This window comes from Streptomyces yamdrokensis, assembly GCF_053890455.1.
The window spans coordinates 845,081-859,703 of record NZ_CM132679.1; the positions used below are offsets into that span (position 1 = coordinate 845,081).

Consider the following 14,623-nt stretch of genomic DNA (forward strand, 5'->3'; position numbering starts at 1 on the left):
CCGGACCTCGGCATCCTTGGACCCCATGAGCACTTTCGACACACTCGCGGTCGTCTTCGATCTCGACGGAACGCTCGTGGACAGCGAGCCGAACTACTACGAGGCGGGACGGCTGACCCTCGCCGAGCACGGCGTGCCGGGCTTCTCCTGGGCGGAGCACGAGCGCTACGTGGGGATCAGCACCCGGGAGACGATCACCGACCGGCGGGGGCGCTACGGGCTGCACGCCTCAGTGGAGGAACTGCTGGAGGTCAAGAACGGGCACTACCTCCGGCTGGCCGGCGCCTCGGCACACGTGTACCCCGAGATGCGCCGGTTCGTCGAACTGCCGGCCGCCGATGACGTACCGATGGCCGTGGCCTCCGGCTCCTCGCCCGAGGCGATCGGGGCGATCCTGGCCGGCACGGGCCTGGACGCCCACCTGCGTACGGTCGTCTCGGCGGAGGAGGTGCCACGCGGCAAGCCCGCTCCCGACGTCTTCCTGGAGGCGGCCCGTCGGCTCGGGGCGGACCCCGCCGACTGCGTGGTGCTGGAGGACGCCACCCCGGGTGCCGCCGCCGCGCACGCCGCGGGCATGCGCTGCATCGCGATTCCGTACATCGCGGCGCAGGCCGACGCCCCGGAGTTCGCCACCGCCGCGCTGCTGCTGCGCGGCGGGCAACGGGAGTTCACGGCACGGGCCGCGCACGAGTGGCTGACGCGAGCCGCCCGGCCGGCCTGACGGGGTCCGCCCGACGGGGTCGCGCAACACGGGGGACGCGGCCGGGCGGCGGGCCCGGGACCCGTCGGGCGGGTGTCGTCGGCGAACGGCCGGATCCGGCCCTCCCTGCCTGTTGACACCCTCCCGACCCGTTGACGCCCTCCCGTGCCCTCCCTATCGTCTGGCCGATCACTCGCACGACGTTCGCAATATCGAACGCCTGGGTTCGGCGCCCTCTCCCGACGCCGGTACCCAGGTCCCGATCAGAGGAGCGTTGATGGCACGGCCCCTCTCCAGACGAACCCTCCTGCGGACCGCGGCCCTCGCGGCGACGGCGACCGCGGTCTCCGCCGCGGCAGCCGGACGAGCCGCCGCCGCTCCGGGCCCACCGGGCGCCGCGGCAGCCGCCACCAGCGCTTCCGCCGCCTTCACCACCGTCGTGCCGTCCGCGTGGACGGCGCGTCCGTTCGGGCTGGAGGACGTGACGCTCGGTCCGGGCGTCTTCGCCGACAAGCGGCGCCTGATGCTCGACCACGCCCGGGGCTACGACGTCCACCGGCTGCTCCAGGTGTTCCGCGCCAACGCCGGCCTGCCCACCGGCGGCGCGGTCGCCCCGGGCGGCTGGGAAGGACTGGACGGGGAGGCCAACGGCAATCTGCGCGGCCACTACACCGGCCACTTCCTGACCATGCTGACGCAGGCGTACCGCGGCACCGGGGAGCAGGTGTTCGCGGACCGGATCGGGACCATGGTCGGGGCTCTGGCCGAGGTGCGCGAGGCGCTGCGCCACGCTCCGGCGGTGCTGAGCGTCGACGGCCGGTTCGGCCGGGCGGCGGAACAGGTACGGGGCTCCTACCAGTACGTGGACCTCCCCGCCGCCGTTGCGGGCACCGCCCCGGCGCTCACGCTGTCCGCCTGGGTGAGGCCCGCCCACGACGCCGCCTGGGCCCGGGTCCTCGACTTCGGCGACGACACGACCCGCTACCTGTACCTGGCGGCCCGCAACGCGAACGGTGTGCCCCGGTTCGCCGTGACCGCCTCCGGGCCCGGCGGCGAACAGGGGCTCGACGGCACCGCGCCGCTGCCGCTCGGCGAGTGGAGCCACCTGGCCGTCACCCTGGACGGCGCCACCGGCACCCTCTACGTCGACGGCACCGCCGTGGCCCGCAACACGTCCCTGACGCTGACCCCGGCGGCCCTCGGCCCTCTCGCCCACCACTGGCTGGGCCGCTCCCACTTCTCCGGCGACCCGGTGTTCGCGGGCGCGTTCGAGGAGGTCAACGTCTTCTCGCGCGCGCTGACCGGGGCCGAGATCACCGAGCTGGCCGGCCACCGCGCCGCCGACGCGTCGACCGGCCGGGGCGACCTGGCCTCGTACGCCTTCGACGAGACGTCCGGCGGGACCTTCGCCGACGCCTCCGGCCGCGCACTCGACGCGACGCTGCGCCGCACCTGGGGCGGACCGAGCCATCCGGGGTTCCTCGCCGCGTACCCGGAGACGCAGTTCATCGAGCTCGAGTCGATGACCGGCAGCGACTACACACGGGTGTGGGCGCCCTACTACACCGCGCACAAGATTCTCCGGGGACTCCTGGACGCGTATCTCGCCACCGGGGACGACCGCGCGCTCGATCTCGCCTCCGGCCTGTGCGACTGGATGCACACACGGTTGTCCGTGCTGCCGGCCGCCACCCTTCAGCGGATGTGGGGGCTGTTCTCCAGCGGAGAGTTCGGCGGCATCGTGGAGGCGGTCTGCGACCTGCACACGCTCACCGGCCGTGCCGAACACCTCGCCCTGGCCCGCCTGTTCGACCTGGAACGGCTCATCGACGCCTGCGCGGCGAACACCGACGTGCTCGACGGGCTGCACGCCAACCAGCACATCCCGGTCTTCACCGGCCTGGTACGGCTGCACGACGAGACGGGCGAGGAGCGCTACCTCACGGCCGCGAAGAACTTCTGGCACATGGTCGTACCGCATCGCACGTACGGGATCGGCGGCACCAGCAGCGGCGAGTTCTGGCGGGCGCGGGATGTCATCGCGGGCACGATCGGTGCCACCACGGCCGAGACCTGCTGCACGTACAACATGCTCAAGCTGAGCAGGACGCTGTTCTTCCACGAGCAGGACCCGGCGTACATGGACTACTACGAACGGGCCCTGCACAACCAGGTCCTCGGCTCCAAGCAGGACCGGCCGGACGCAGAGAAGCCGCTCGTCACCTACTTCATCGGCCTGACGCCCGGTCACGTGCGCGACTACACGCCCAAGCAGGGCACGACGTGCTGCGAGGGAACCGGCCTGGAGAGCGCCACGAAGTACCAGGACTCGGTGTACTTCGCGAAGGCCGACGCGAGCGCCCTGTACGTCAACCTCTACAGCCCCTCCGAACTCACCTGGTCCGAACAGGGCGTCACGGTCACGCAGACCACCCGCTTCCCCGATGAGCAGGGCAGCACACTCACCATCGGGGGCGGCCCCGCCTCGTTCGCCCTGCTGCTGCGCGTGCCGTCCTGGGCGACCGGCGGGTTCCGGGTGACCGTCAACGGGCGGGCGGCGCCCGGGACTCCGGTTCCGGGCGGCTACTTCGGCGTCCGGCGGACCTGGCGGGCCGGTGACACCGTGCGGGTCCTGGTGCCGTTCCGGCTGAGGGCCGAGCGCACGCTCGACGACCCCACGCTGCAGACCCTGTTCCTGGGCCCGGTCAACCTGGTCGCCCTGGACCCGTCGACCGAGCACCTGCGGTGCGCGCTGTACGGCAACGCCGCTCTCTCCGGCGATCTGCTGCCCTCGCTCACCCCGGTCGCCGGGAAGCCGTTGCACCACACCCTCAACGGCGTCGGGTTCGCCCCCTTCGCCGAGGGCACCGAGGCCCCGGCCCACGCCTACTTCCGGCGCTCGGAACCCCGTGTGGTCTTCGGCACCTTCGACGCCGGCGTCGCCAACCCCGCCCGGGGCGACGGCGTCACCCTGCTGGACGAGATCTGGGCGGGAGCCCCCTTCGGCGACAAGGACGCGCTGGTCACGCGGGTACGGACGACGGTCGCCGACTGGGTCCTCGCCGGCCTGCTGAGCGGCACGGACGGCGACAGGGTGGTGCGTACCGCACAGAACGCCTCCTACGCGGCATGAGGCCGTACGGCGGGAGACCGTGCGCGTCCCGGCAGAAGATTTCTTCCGGAACGGTGATTGTCTCGCCACTTCCATCCGTACTCCCTGGTGTTGGGCTGTTGATACACCAGGAGGAACGATGCGCATCTCGCGCAGCACGGCAGGAACCGCGTTCGTGGGCGGAGCCATGGTTCTCACCCTCTCCGCGCTGGCCTACCCCACCATGCTGGGCGTGCAGACCACATCGAGCACCCCGGACCGCGTCGTCGCCAACACCCAGTACGGCCAGCTGACCGAGGCCGACCGCGACTTCGTGGTCAAGGTGCGCGCGGCCGGGCTGTGGGAACACCCCCTGGGCCTGCTGGCGATGGAACGGGGTACGACGCCGGAGATGAAGGAGGCGGGCGAGCACCTGGTCGTCGGGCACGGACGGCTCGACGAGAGCTGCCGCAAGATCTCCCTCGAACTGGGCATCACCCTGCCCAACCAGGCCTCGCCCCAGCAGGAACAGTTCGTGGAGAGCATCAAGACCACCAACGACAAGGAGTTCGACACCTTGGCGGTGAACATCATGCGGGTGACCCACGGCCAGATCTTCCCGGCGATCGCCAAGGTCCGGGCCAACACCAGGAACACGCTCGTGCGACAGCTGGCCGACCAGGCCAACGACACCGTGCTCGATCACATCACGGTGCTGGAGAAGACCGGGCTGGTCAACCACGAACAGGTCAACTTCCAGCAGACGAGCCCGCCCAAGATGCCCCGGGAGCAGGTGACGCCGCCGGCACCGCCGGCGGGCGCCCCGGTGCTGGTGCTCGAGATCCCCGAGGAGCTGAAGGACCTCAACACCGTTTCCCCGGCGCCGACGCCTGCCTCGACGGTGAAGTAGACGCCCCGCGGGATCCGGGGGCCCGGGCTCAGGACCCGCGGCGGGGTTTGCCCCGGCGCGGGTTCTTCGGTGTACCGCCGGTGCCCTTCCGCCGCCCGCGGCCGTCCGGCCCGCCCGCCCCCTGCCGGCGCCGGGCCCCGGCTCCGCCCTTCTCGGCGGCTCGCCCGGTCTTCTCCCTGGACTTCCCCTGCGCCGCGGAAGGCTGGGTCCGGATGCGGCCCCGGGTGCTGTTGACGGTCCGGCCGCGGACGATCCCGATGAACTCCTCCACCAGGTCGGTGGTCGCGTCCTCGGGCCAGGCCAGCGCCACACTCGACTCGGGGGCGTCCTTGAGCGGCCGGTGGGTGAGGTCCTTGCGGTGGTGCAGCCGCGCCAGGGAGAGCGGTACGACGAGCACGCCGATCCCGGCCGCGACGAGCTCGACGGCGTCGGCGGTGGTGGCGGGGCGTTCGAGGGCGGGCCTCCCGGGCAGGGTCTCCCAGGTGAGGACGTCGTCGAGGGGGTGCAACAGGATCTCGTCGGCCAGGTCCTCCGGGGACACCTCGTCGACCGCCGTCACGATGTGGTCCCTGGGGACCACGACGACCGTCTGCTCGGTGTAGAGGGGGATCGCGCTGAGCACCGTCCGGTCGACGGGCAGCCGGACGAGACCCGCGTCGGCGTCGCCGGCCAGCAACAGGCCTGCGGTCCGAGCGGCGGGCGCCTGGGTGAGGGCCAGCGGGACGCCGGGCAGCCGCTCGTTCCAGACGCGCACCCACTTGCCGGGCATCACCCCGGGTGCGTACACGAGCCGGAACGACGGGGACACATCCGAGGCTGTCACCCTGCCAGGCTACCGTCCGTGGCCACGGGCCCGGACCGCCGGCGACGGCCCGAGGGCCGGCCGCGCCCGCCGATGGTGGTCGGCGGTCGCGCGTACGGTCGATACCCTGGACACCATGACGTCGCACCAAAACACCCAGACGATGAAGCCCGCGACCGCGGCGAGGAAACTGGGTGTGTACCTCGAGGCCACCCCCGCCGAGTTCCGGGAGGGTGTCGTCTCTCGCGCCGAGCTGAACGCGCTCCAGGCAGACCCGCCCCAGTGGCTGCAGGACCTGCGGCGCAACGGTCCGCACCCCCGCCCCGTGGTCGCGTCGAGGCTGGGCGTCTCCATCGCCGGTCTCGCCCGCGGCGGAATCACCGAGCCGCTCACCACGGAGCAGATCGACGCCCTCAGGGAGGAGCGCCCCGAGTGGCTGGAGCGTGAGCAGGCCACTCAGGCGGAGGTGCGCAAGGAGGCGGAGCGCATCAGGCAGCGGGACGCGGAGCGCGCGAAGCACACCGGCTGACCCCGGCGTGCCCTCCGCCCCCCTCTCCTCATGTCACGCCCCCTGACGCCGAACATCCCCGAACGGACTTTCCCTTCGGGGGTGTTCTCGTTCGAGTGGAAGGCCACAGGGTACGGAACCGGGGGACGCAAGCCTGCGCCACCCCTTCCGGCGCATAGAAATATCTATCACCATGGCTGCACGCCGGGCCGGCGCGCACGCCCGTGAGGCCGTCGGCCCGGATCCAGCACGCGCCCGAAGCGGCGCGGCCGACCGTGCCCGGGGTGGGACATGCAGAGCGCCGGATGGAAACAGGCCGTCGAATGGCTGGCCGCCGCGGCCCGGGACCCCCGTGAGTGCAAGCGGCAGTGGGATCACGGCACCGGAACGGCTCTCCTGGCGGCAGGGCGCTACTGGGACGTGCTCAGCGTGCCCGACCGGCTCGGACTGCTCGCCCTGGACCTCCTGTGGAACGATCCGCTGAAGGTGCCCGGCCCCACCCTGGTGGACGTCACGGCCCGCCGGGTCGGCTTCTTCCTGCCGCCCGACCCGGCCAGTGAGTGGATCGGCTTCGGCGTACGGCACGTCGGCCGGGGCTCCTGGGTCGCGGTGCCCCCGCCGTACCGGCCCACCGGCCGCCTGGAATGGCTCGTCCCCCCGGACGGCACCGGTACCCTCCACTCCCCCGTCCCCCTCGAACAGGCCCTCCGCAGAGCCACCGGAACCCTCGCCGTCCTGACCCCGGCGGGGTCGGATCCGGGTGAGCCGGGGAGTTGGTGAGTGCCTCGTCGAGGAAATGATCTCGACAGCAGATCCTCGACCCGCCTACGGCGGACGGCCACCCCGCCCTCGGGGAGGGACATCACTCGCTTCTCCCGGGCCCCCACCGGGGCATGCCCCGCACGGAGAGGCACCTCCGCCCAGACGGTCTTGGTATACGCGTCGCGGACACTGCAGCCCCGGCGGTCCGCATACGCCTCAACGAGGCGCAGGCCGCGCCCGGACTCCGCGTCGGGCGTCGTCGGGGTGGCGACGAGGTGCGGCAGAAGCTCCGGACGGGTGTCGGTCACCTCCACACGGACGACGTCGTGTTCGGGCAGGAGGAGCAGAGTCAGCCGGAAGTCCCGCCCGGGGAGACGGCCGTGCGCGATGGCGTGGACGCCGGCTCGGCCGGGACGAGGTCAGCGAGTTCTGTCTCCAGTACGGAATGCTGCGCTCACAGTCCCTCAGCACCGAGGAGTCTGTCAGGTTCATCGAGCGCTTGGCAGGGGAGCTATGAGCATCGACCAGCACATTGAGCGGCCCGGTAACCTCGCGTGGTTCAAGAGCAGCTGCAGCGGAACCAACGGCGGCGACTGCGTCGAGGTGGCCGCCGGAGCGGGCGCCGTGTACGTACGGGACTCCAAGACCGTGGGCGATGGCCCGGTGCTGCGGATCCGCCGGGACGAGTGGGCCGCGTTCGTGGCGCTCGCGGTCGTGTAGCGTCACCGTGTTCCCGAGCGTACGACGGGCTCGTCCGTGTCCTTGAAGTGACGTGGACGAGCCCGTCGCTTGCTGTGGTCCCTCGCGACGGCCGAGGGTGCCGCAACCGGGCACGGTGAGCGAGCGGACCGGCCGTCGCCGGGCCTTTCCGGGTCCGGGTTGACCCTCGACCTTGTCGAGGCACGAGGGTCGTGGGCGTGGAGAGCGAGATGCACAGCATTGGTGAGACGGCCCGGGACTGCGGACTGAGCGTGAGTGCCCTGCGGTTCTACGACCGTGCGGGTGTGCTGGTCCCCGCCCGGGTCGATCCGGTGAGCGGCTACCGCTGGTACGCCCCCGGGCAGTTGGACGAGGCCCGGCTGCTGGCGCGGCTGCGGCGGGCCGGCATGCCGCTGGCCGACATCCGGCTGGTGCTGGCCGGCTGGGCCGGTACGGACACCGATCTGGTACGGCAGCTTCTTCAGGCGCACCTGCGCCGGCTGGAACAGGGGTTGTCCCGTGCCCGCGGTGAGTTCTCCACGCTCCGAGCCCTACTCGACGACAGGGAGAAACCCATGACCCCACTCCGTACCTCCTCGGCCCGGCCGGCCGTTGCCTCGCCCGAGCTGGCCGCCGCGTTGGACGCGGTCCGCTTCGCGGCCGGTACCGACCCCGGGTTGCCGATGCTCGGCGGGATCCTCTTCGACCTCGAGGGCGACGCGCTGCGCCTCGTGGCCACCGACCGGTACCGGCTGGCTGTCGCGCGGGTCCCGGTCACCGGGCACGACGGGTCCCGCGTGCAGGTACTCGTGCCGCTGCCGCTCGCCGACGCCATGCGGGCGCTGGCCGGCGGCCCCGAGTCCGTACGGCTCGCCGTCGACGGCGACCGGGTGGCGCTGGAGACCGAGGGGGGCCGCCAGGTGGCCGGTCAGGTCCTCGAGCACGAGTTCCCGGACTACCGCCGTCTGGTCGGTCTTCCCGCCGGGCGCCGCGCCCCGGTCGAGGTGGCCGCCTTCCGGGAAGCGGTGCAGGAGGGTCCCGTCCGTACGGGCGAGGTGCGCGAGGAGGACGGGGCGGTCTTCGACCTCAGTGTGATCGAGGCCGGCGCCGACGGCGCGGTGCGCGTCTGCGACGACGGGACGGACGGGGACGGCGGTGTGGACGGAGACGGCTGCCGTCTCGCGGTCAACCGTGCGTTCCTGCTGGACGCCCTCGACGCCGGGGCCCGGGAGCGGCTGGTCCTGGAGTTCGGCGCCCCCACGGCGCCCCTCGCGATCCGCCGGCCGGACGACGAGGACACGTTCTCCCTGCTGATGCCGGTCCGGCTGGACGGCTAGGGCCCGGGACCACCTCACCGAACACCGAAAGGTCCCGTGCTCCACGTCCCCGGTCGGGGTGGGAACACGGGACCCGTGCCGCGGAGGGGGACGGCCCCCGTGCTACGGCCGTTCGGTCTTGCCGTCCTCGACCGGCTCCAGCGTCTCCAGGGCGGGTCCGGCCTCGGCAGGGGTGGCCGTGGCGTTCACAGGGGTCTTCCTCCTGGTCAGGCGGAGGGCGATGGGCTCGGTGTAGCGGGCGGTGAGCGGGCCCAGGATGACCAGGATCAGGACGTAGGAGGTGGCCAGCGGGCCGAGCTGGGGCTCGATGCCCGCGGTGACCGCGAGTCCGGCGATGACGATGGAGAACTCGCCGCGAGCGACCAGCGTGCCGCCCGCGCGCCAGCGGCCCTTCCCGGAGATTCCGGCCCGTCGGGCGGCCCACCAGCCGGTGGCTATCTTCGTCAGCGCGGTGACGACGGCGAGCACGAAGGCGGGCAGGATCACCGGCGGGATGGACTGCGGATCGGTGTGCAGTCCGAAGAAGACGAAGAACACCGCGGCGAACAGGTCGCGCAGCGGGGCCAGCAGGTTGTGCGCGCCCTCGGCCGCCTCGCCGGACAGGGCGATGCCCACGAGGAACGCCCCGACGGCGGCCGACACCTGCAGCTGCTGGGCGAGACCGGCGATGAGCAGGGTCAGACCGAGGACCACCAGCAGCAGTTTCTCCGGGTCGTCGCTGGAGACGAAGCGTGAGATGACCCGCCCGTAGCGGACGGCGACGAAGAGGACGAGTCCGGCGACACCGAGCGCGATGGCCAGCGTGACGCTTCCCGCGGCCAGGCTGACGCCGGCCAGCAGGGCGGTGATGATCGGCAGGTAGACCGCCATCGCCAGGTCCTCCAGCACGACGATGCTGAGGATGACCGGGGTCTCCCGGTTGCCGAGCCGTCCGAGGTCGTTGAGGACCTTGGCGATGACGCCGGAGGAGGAGATCCAGGTGACGCCGGCGAGGACCACGGCGGCGACCGGGCCCCAGCCGAGCAGCAGGGCGAGGATCGCGCCCGGCACGGCGTTCAGCAGCATGTCGACCAGGCCGGCCGGGTACTGGGTCTTGAGGTTGGAGACCAGGTCACTGGCCGTGTACTCGAGGCCGAGCATGAGCAGCAGCAGGATCACGCCGATCTCGGCGCCGATCGCGACGAATTCCTCGCTCGCGCCGAGCGGCAGCAGCCCGCCCTCACCGAAGGCCAGGCCGGCCAGCAGGTAGAGCGGGATCGGGGAGAACCGCAGGCGCCCGGCGAGGCGCCCCAGGAGACCGAGTCCGAGAATGATCGCGCCGAACTCGATCAGGAAGATCGCGGAAGAGTGCATGTGCTCATTCCCGCCCGAGGATCTCGGCGGCGGTCTCGATGCCCTCACGCGTGCCGATGACGATGAGCGTGTCACCGCCGGCGAGTCTGAAGTCGGGTGCCGGCGACGGGATCGCCTCGGCCCGGCGCAGCACGGCCACGATCGAGGAGCCGGTCTCGGTGCGCATCCTCGTCTCGCCCAGCACCCTGCCGTTCCAGTGCGAGGCGGCGGACAGTTCGATGCGCTCGGCGACCAGTCCCAGGTCGGTCGTGTGCAGCACGTTCGGGCTGTGGTGAGCGGGCATCAGTGCGTCGACCAGGGCGGCCGACTCGGCGACGTTCAGCCGCAGCGACTGGGCGCAGGCGTCCGGGTCGTCAAAACGGTAGACGTTGACCGTGCGGGCGCCGTCCCGGTGCGCGATCACGGACAGGTGCTGGTGCTCACGTGTGGTGAGGTCGTACTTCACGCCGATGCCCGGCAGTGGCGTGGTGCTCATCCGTGGAGCAGGCACAGCCCGTCCCCTTCCCGGTCTTCTTCTGGTCGTCCGTACATGGGTGAGGGCCCTCATCACACTGATGGGCGGCCCCAGGGAGGACATGGTGTCATCCCGCGATCTCGCCGGGATGTCGGGTGTCGCCACGGACGGACAACAGTCGCAACGGCCACGGATCATCCACCGGGGTGCCCGGGCCGGTGCGTGCCGCGCCCTGCGTGGGACCAATACCGGGGCCCGGACCCGCGGCGCGGGAACCTTCGGGTCCGTCCGGCGACGAGGTGGGGCCCACAGGGCCCATGCCGGGGGGACGCCCGCGTGGGACCATTTCCGTGACGTACCGATCCTGGAGGCGTGATGAGCGGTCTGATCGTTGTGGGAGTCGACGGGTCTGCGTCGAGCCTGGCCGCGGTGGGGGCCGCGGCGGCGGAGGCCCGGCGGCGCGGGGCCGGGCTGCGGGTGGTGCATGCGTTCCTGTGGCCCGCCATGCACGTGCCGCTGGGCGCCTCCCCGCTGGGACCGCCCGAGGGCGGTCTGCGGACCATGGTCGAGAAGCTGGTGGCCGAGGCGGTGGCGCACGCCAGGTCAGTGGCACCGGACGTCGAGGTCTCACACGCCGTGGTGACGGGCGAACCGCTGACCGTGCTGGAGGCCCAGTCCGCCGACGCGGAACTCGTGGTCGTCGGATCGCGCGGCATGGGCGGTTTCATCGGGCTTCTGGTGGGATCGACAGCGGTACATCTGGCGAGTCACGGGCAGTGCCCGGTACTGGTCGTACGGGAGACGGGAGCCGCGGACGGGCCGGTGGTGGTCGGGGTCGACGGTTCCCCGGCGGGCGCGAAGGCGATCGGCTTCGCCTTCGCCGAGGCGTCGCTGCGCGGGGCCGGACTGGTCGCGCTGCACTCCTGGACCAGTTGGAACGCGCCCGCGCCCACGCCACAGGACGAGAAGGCTCCCTACGCGAGCCGGCCCGGCGAGCTGGGGGCGGCCGAGGAGCGTCTGCTGTCCGAGGCGCTGGCCGGGCAGCGGGAGCGGTACCCCGCGGTGAAGGTGCGGCACGAGGTGGTGCACGGCGGCACGCGCGAAGCACTCATCGAGGCGAGCCGTACGGCTCAGCTGCTGGTGGTCGGGGCCCGGGGGCGGGGCGGGTTCTCCGGGCTGCTGCTCGGCTCGGTCAGCCAGGCGATGCTGCACCACGCCCACTGCCCGGTGGCGGTCGTCCGCGGCGGCGGGAAGAAGGACGGGAAGGCGTAGGCCTCGCGCGCGCCCTGCTTTCCCCTTGTTCCCCTCCTTTCCTTCTCGTTCACGCGCCATGGGTGGGTGGACGAGCAGGAGTTCGCACGGGGTGTTCCGTCTCCGCCCGCGGGTACCCAGGACATACCGGGCACGGACGGGAGTGAGCGGTGAACGACACGGTGATCGTCGGTGTGGACGGGTCGCCGTCCAGCCTCGCCGCGGTGGACGTCGCGGTCCATGAGGCGCGCCCGCGCGGCGCGGAGCTGCGGATCGTGCACGCCTTCAGCCGCTCCCCCGACCTGGACCCGATGGTCCACGGCGTCCTGGCTCGGGCCGAGCAGCGGGCCCATGACCAGGCGCCGGGCCTGGAGGTGACCAGGACCGTGGCGTCCGGGGAGACCCTGACGGTGCTGCGGAGCGAGTCGCGTCACGCGGTGCTGGCGGTGGTCGGCGGGCGGGGCCACACCCGGTTCGGGGATCTGCTGCTGGGCTCGACGGTCGTGCAGCTGGCCGCCCACGCGCACTGTCCGGTCATGGCGGTCCGGGGCCGGCCCGGTCCACAGGGGCCCGTCCTGCTCGCCGTGGACGGTTCGCCCGCCGGGGCCGCGGCAGGGGAGTTCGCCTTCGCCGAGGCTGCGCTGCGCAAAGCCCCGCTGATCGCGCTGCACGTGTGGAACACCTGGAGCGAGCCGACACCGTACGAGGGCCCGGCCGACCCGCTGAACGTGGCAGTCGACCTGGACCGGCTCCGCGAGAAGCACCAACACCGGCTGGAGGAGGCGGTGGCCCCTTGGCGGGCCGCGTGTTTGGAGGTGCCCGTGGAGCTGCGGCTCGAGCGGTCCCGGGTACGGCACACGCTGCTCGACGCCGCCGGGGAAGCCCAGTTGGTGGTGGTCGGGGCCCGGGGACACGGCGGGTTCACCGGGATGCTGCTGGGTTCGGTGAGCCAGGCGCTGCTGTACCACGCCGACTGCCCGGTCGCCGTCGTCCGCGGCGGGCGGTGATCCCTCGACGGCACGATGGGACGACGGCACGATGGGACCATGTACACGACGCGGGTCTCCGGGCGGGTGGACGCTCCCCGTCCGGCCGTCTACCGGGCACTGGTGAGCGCGGACGCGATCGCACGGTGGCGGGTTCCGCCGGGCATGCGGGGCGAGGTGCACGAGTTCGAGGCGCGCGAGGGCGGCAGGTTCCGGATGTCGCTCACGTACGACGCACCGGACGCGGTCGGCAAGTCTGCCGCGCACACCGACACGTACCACGGCAGCTTCGCGCGGCTCGTGCGGGACGAGATGGTGGTGGAGGTGCTCGAGTTCGAGACCGAGGACCCGGCGCTGCGCGGCACGATGACCATGACGACCACGCTCGCGGACGCCGACGGCGGCGGCACCGACGTCTTGGTGGTCCACGAGGGCGTCCCCGACGCCGTGCCCGCCGCGGACAACGAGGCGGGGGCCCGCTGGGCGCTGACGCATCTGGCCCGATTCGTGGAGTCGGGCGGCGCCGCTTCCTCCTGAAGCCGCCCGCACCCGCCTCGCCGGCCTCTTCCGCACCCTCCCCGCGGGACCCGCTTCGGGGCGGGTCCCGCGGGGAGGGCCGCGCTCGGTTCCCCACGCCGAGGCCCGCCATGAACGCGGCCGGGTAGCGGTCGCCGCGTGCCGAGCCCGGGGGCACCGCCTTCCCGATCTCCGCGAGGTCCACCTGATGTTCCTGCACGGTCGGGCCTGGACGCACGCCGAGGGGCCGGCGACGACGGCGGCGAAGGCGGCCCGCCAGCCGGTGGCCGCAAACTCGGAGCGGGCCAGCAGCCGGGGGACCTGTTTCTCGGTGGGCAGGTCGGCAGTGACGCCCACGGTGCCGTGGGACCACAGGATCCGGGAGACCGGGTCCTGTCGGGCAGTCGGGATCCCGACTGCCCGACAGACACTCAGGCGTTGATCAGGCCGCCTCCGTCCGCATGGATGTTCTGCCCCGTGATCCACCGGCTGTCGTCCGATGCGAGGAACACGGTCACCGGGGCGACATCCTCGTAGGGGTTTCCGACGCGGCCGAACGGATTGTTCACGAAATTCTTCTCGATGTGTTCGCGCGTCTGGGGTTCCATCCAGTCGAGCCCGCCGGAGATGTTGTCCGTCATGCCGTTGGGGCACAGCGTGTTGACGCGAATGTTGTACTGTCCCCATTCCCTCGCCACGACGCGTGACAGCCCTCGGACCGCCTCCTTCGACGCCGCGTACGGGGCGTACAACGCGTCACCCATCACGCCGGCTTCCGAGGCGAAGTTGATGATGGACGCGCCGGCTCCGGGCCGGTCGCGCATGTAAGGGAAGCAGAGCTTCATGAGGTGCCAGTAGGCGTATACGGAGCTGCGCATCTCGACATCGAGATCGTCGACGGTCTTCTCGAGGAACGGAGCCGGGACGGTGATGGTGTGGGCGTTGTTGACGAGGACGTCGATGGTGTCGAATTTATCGACGGTGGCGGCCACGAACGCGGACAGCGCGTCGTGGTCCATGATGTCGACCGGCATCGCCAGGACCTCGGCGCCCCGGTCCTCGCAGAGCTTCCTGGTGTCGGAGAGCTTGCTCTCGGTCCTTGCACAGATCGCGAGGGCGGCGCCCTCTTCGGCGATCCGGATTGCCTGCTGCTTTCCCAGGCCCGAGGAGGCTCCGGTGAGCAGTACGACTTTTCCGTCCAGCTTTCCCATGGGTCTTCTTTCCTGGTATCGAGAGGGTTTTGTGTCAAGAGGC

14 protein-coding genes are annotated in these 14,623 nt (G+C 71.9%); 10 read left to right on the plus strand and 4 right to left on the minus strand.

Translation table 11 applies throughout. From position 1 onward, the window contains the following. Positions 1–25 precede the first annotated feature (25 nt). The 3 genes from ACWZEH_RS03205 to ACWZEH_RS03215 all read left to right on the plus strand — a co-directional run bounded on the left by ACWZEH_RS03205 (position 26) and on the right by ACWZEH_RS03215 (position 4,701). On the plus strand, positions 26–721 hold the full coding sequence (locus ACWZEH_RS03205) for an HAD family hydrolase (RefSeq protein ID WP_456195441.1): 696 nt from the start codon (positions 26–28) through the stop codon (positions 719–721). A gap of 256 nt (positions 722–977) precedes the next feature. Next, positions 978–3,833: a beta-L-arabinofuranosidase domain-containing protein gene (locus ACWZEH_RS03210; RefSeq protein WP_456195442.1), complete on the plus strand. Its 2,856-nt coding sequence runs from the start codon at positions 978–980 to the stop codon at positions 3,831–3,833. Between the two features lie 118 nt (positions 3,834–3,951). Beyond that, entirely contained in the window at positions 3,952–4,701 is a 750-nt protein-coding gene (locus tag ACWZEH_RS03215) for a DUF4142 domain-containing protein (protein WP_042169496.1), read from the plus strand. Between the two features lie 28 nt (positions 4,702–4,729). On the opposite strand, the gene ACWZEH_RS03220 is transcribed toward ACWZEH_RS03215, so the two are convergent. Continuing rightward, positions 4,730–5,524, minus strand: a complete 795-nt coding sequence (locus ACWZEH_RS03220) for a LysR family transcriptional regulator substrate-binding protein (RefSeq protein WP_456195443.1) — start codon at positions 5,522–5,524, stop codon at positions 4,730–4,732. A 115-nt stretch (positions 5,525–5,639) separates the two neighbouring features. Between ACWZEH_RS03220 and ACWZEH_RS03225 the strand changes: the two genes are divergently transcribed. The 4 genes from ACWZEH_RS03225 to ACWZEH_RS03240 all read left to right on the plus strand — a co-directional run bounded on the left by ACWZEH_RS03225 (position 5,640) and on the right by ACWZEH_RS03240 (position 8,809). Beyond that, the gene (locus tag ACWZEH_RS03225) at positions 5,640–6,032 is read left to right on the plus strand and encodes a DUF5997 family protein (protein WP_456195444.1); all 393 of its coding nucleotides are present in this window, start codon (positions 5,640–5,642) and stop codon (positions 6,030–6,032) included. Positions 6,033–6,302: 270 nt separating this feature from the next. Next, entirely contained in the window at positions 6,303–6,791 is a 489-nt protein-coding gene (locus ACWZEH_RS03230; RefSeq protein ID WP_456195445.1) for a hypothetical protein, read from the plus strand. Positions 6,792–7,286: 495 nt separating this feature from the next. Continuing rightward, complete coding sequence (locus tag ACWZEH_RS03235; RefSeq protein WP_456195446.1) at positions 7,287–7,493, plus strand: DUF397 domain-containing protein; 207 nt, start codon at positions 7,287–7,289, stop codon at positions 7,491–7,493. 209 nt (positions 7,494–7,702) lie between these two features. Continuing rightward, positions 7,703–8,809, plus strand: coding sequence for a DNA polymerase III subunit beta family protein (locus ACWZEH_RS03240; protein ID WP_456195447.1), 1,107 nt, complete (start codon positions 7,703–7,705; stop codon positions 8,807–8,809). Between the two features lie 102 nt (positions 8,810–8,911). Here the strand turns inward: ACWZEH_RS03240 and ACWZEH_RS03245 are convergent, their stop codons facing one another. Further along, entirely contained in the window at positions 8,912–10,162 is a 1,251-nt protein-coding gene (locus tag ACWZEH_RS03245; RefSeq protein ID WP_456195448.1) for a cation:proton antiporter, read from the minus strand. A 4-nt stretch (positions 10,163–10,166) separates the two neighbouring features. After that, complete coding sequence (locus tag ACWZEH_RS03250; RefSeq protein WP_456195449.1) at positions 10,167–10,637, minus strand: cation:proton antiporter regulatory subunit; 471 nt, start codon at positions 10,635–10,637, stop codon at positions 10,167–10,169. A 354-nt stretch (positions 10,638–10,991) separates the two neighbouring features. On the opposite strand from ACWZEH_RS03250, the gene ACWZEH_RS03255 reads away from it, so the two are divergent. From ACWZEH_RS03255 to ACWZEH_RS03265, 3 genes are all read left to right on the plus strand, one after another. Beyond that, positions 10,992–11,888 carry a universal stress protein gene (locus tag ACWZEH_RS03255; RefSeq protein WP_456195450.1) on the plus strand — a complete coding sequence of 299 codons (897 nt, stop codon included), beginning with the start codon at positions 10,992–10,994 and terminating at the stop codon, positions 11,886–11,888. Between the two features lie 149 nt (positions 11,889–12,037). Next, entirely contained in the window at positions 12,038–12,874 is an 837-nt protein-coding gene (locus ACWZEH_RS03260) for a universal stress protein (RefSeq protein WP_456195451.1), read from the plus strand. A 39-nt stretch (positions 12,875–12,913) separates the two neighbouring features. Next, on the plus strand, positions 12,914–13,390 hold the full coding sequence (locus ACWZEH_RS03265) for an SRPBCC domain-containing protein (RefSeq protein WP_456195452.1): 477 nt from the start codon (positions 12,914–12,916) through the stop codon (positions 13,388–13,390). Between the two features lie 410 nt (positions 13,391–13,800). Here the strand turns inward: ACWZEH_RS03265 and ACWZEH_RS03270 are convergent, their stop codons facing one another. Beyond that, positions 13,801–14,580, minus strand: a complete 780-nt coding sequence (locus ACWZEH_RS03270) for an SDR family NAD(P)-dependent oxidoreductase (RefSeq protein ID WP_456195453.1) — start codon at positions 14,578–14,580, stop codon at positions 13,801–13,803. Positions 14,581–14,623: the final 43 nt, after the last annotated feature.

Coding starts and splice junctions, on each gene's coding strand:
- ACWZEH_RS03205 (WP_456195441.1), top strand. CDS start 26: ATGAGCACTTTCGACACACTCGCGGTCGTCTTCGATCTCGACGGAACG.
- ACWZEH_RS03270 (WP_456195453.1), bottom strand. CDS start 14,580: ATGGGAAAGCTGGACGGAAAAGTCGTACTGCTCACCGGAGCCTCCTCG.
- ACWZEH_RS03235 (WP_456195446.1), top strand. CDS start 7,287: ATGAGCATCGACCAGCACATTGAGCGGCCCGGTAACCTCGCGTGGTTC.
- ACWZEH_RS03255 (WP_456195450.1), top strand. CDS start 10,992: ATGAGCGGTCTGATCGTTGTGGGAGTCGACGGGTCTGCGTCGAGCCTG.
- ACWZEH_RS03230 (WP_456195445.1), top strand. CDS start 6,303: ATGCAGAGCGCCGGATGGAAACAGGCCGTCGAATGGCTGGCCGCCGCG.
- ACWZEH_RS03215 (WP_042169496.1), top strand. CDS start 3,952: ATGCGCATCTCGCGCAGCACGGCAGGAACCGCGTTCGTGGGCGGAGCC.
- ACWZEH_RS03245 (WP_456195448.1), bottom strand. CDS start 10,162: ATGCACTCTTCCGCGATCTTCCTGATCGAGTTCGGCGCGATCATTCTC.
- ACWZEH_RS03210 (WP_456195442.1), top strand. CDS start 978: ATGGCACGGCCCCTCTCCAGACGAACCCTCCTGCGGACCGCGGCCCTC.
- ACWZEH_RS03225 (WP_456195444.1), top strand. CDS start 5,640: ATGACGTCGCACCAAAACACCCAGACGATGAAGCCCGCGACCGCGGCG.
- ACWZEH_RS03240 (WP_456195447.1), top strand. CDS start 7,703: ATGCACAGCATTGGTGAGACGGCCCGGGACTGCGGACTGAGCGTGAGT.
- ACWZEH_RS03250 (WP_456195449.1), bottom strand. CDS start 10,637: ATGAGCACCACGCCACTGCCGGGCATCGGCGTGAAGTACGACCTCACC.
- ACWZEH_RS03265 (WP_456195452.1), top strand. CDS start 12,914: ATGTACACGACGCGGGTCTCCGGGCGGGTGGACGCTCCCCGTCCGGCC.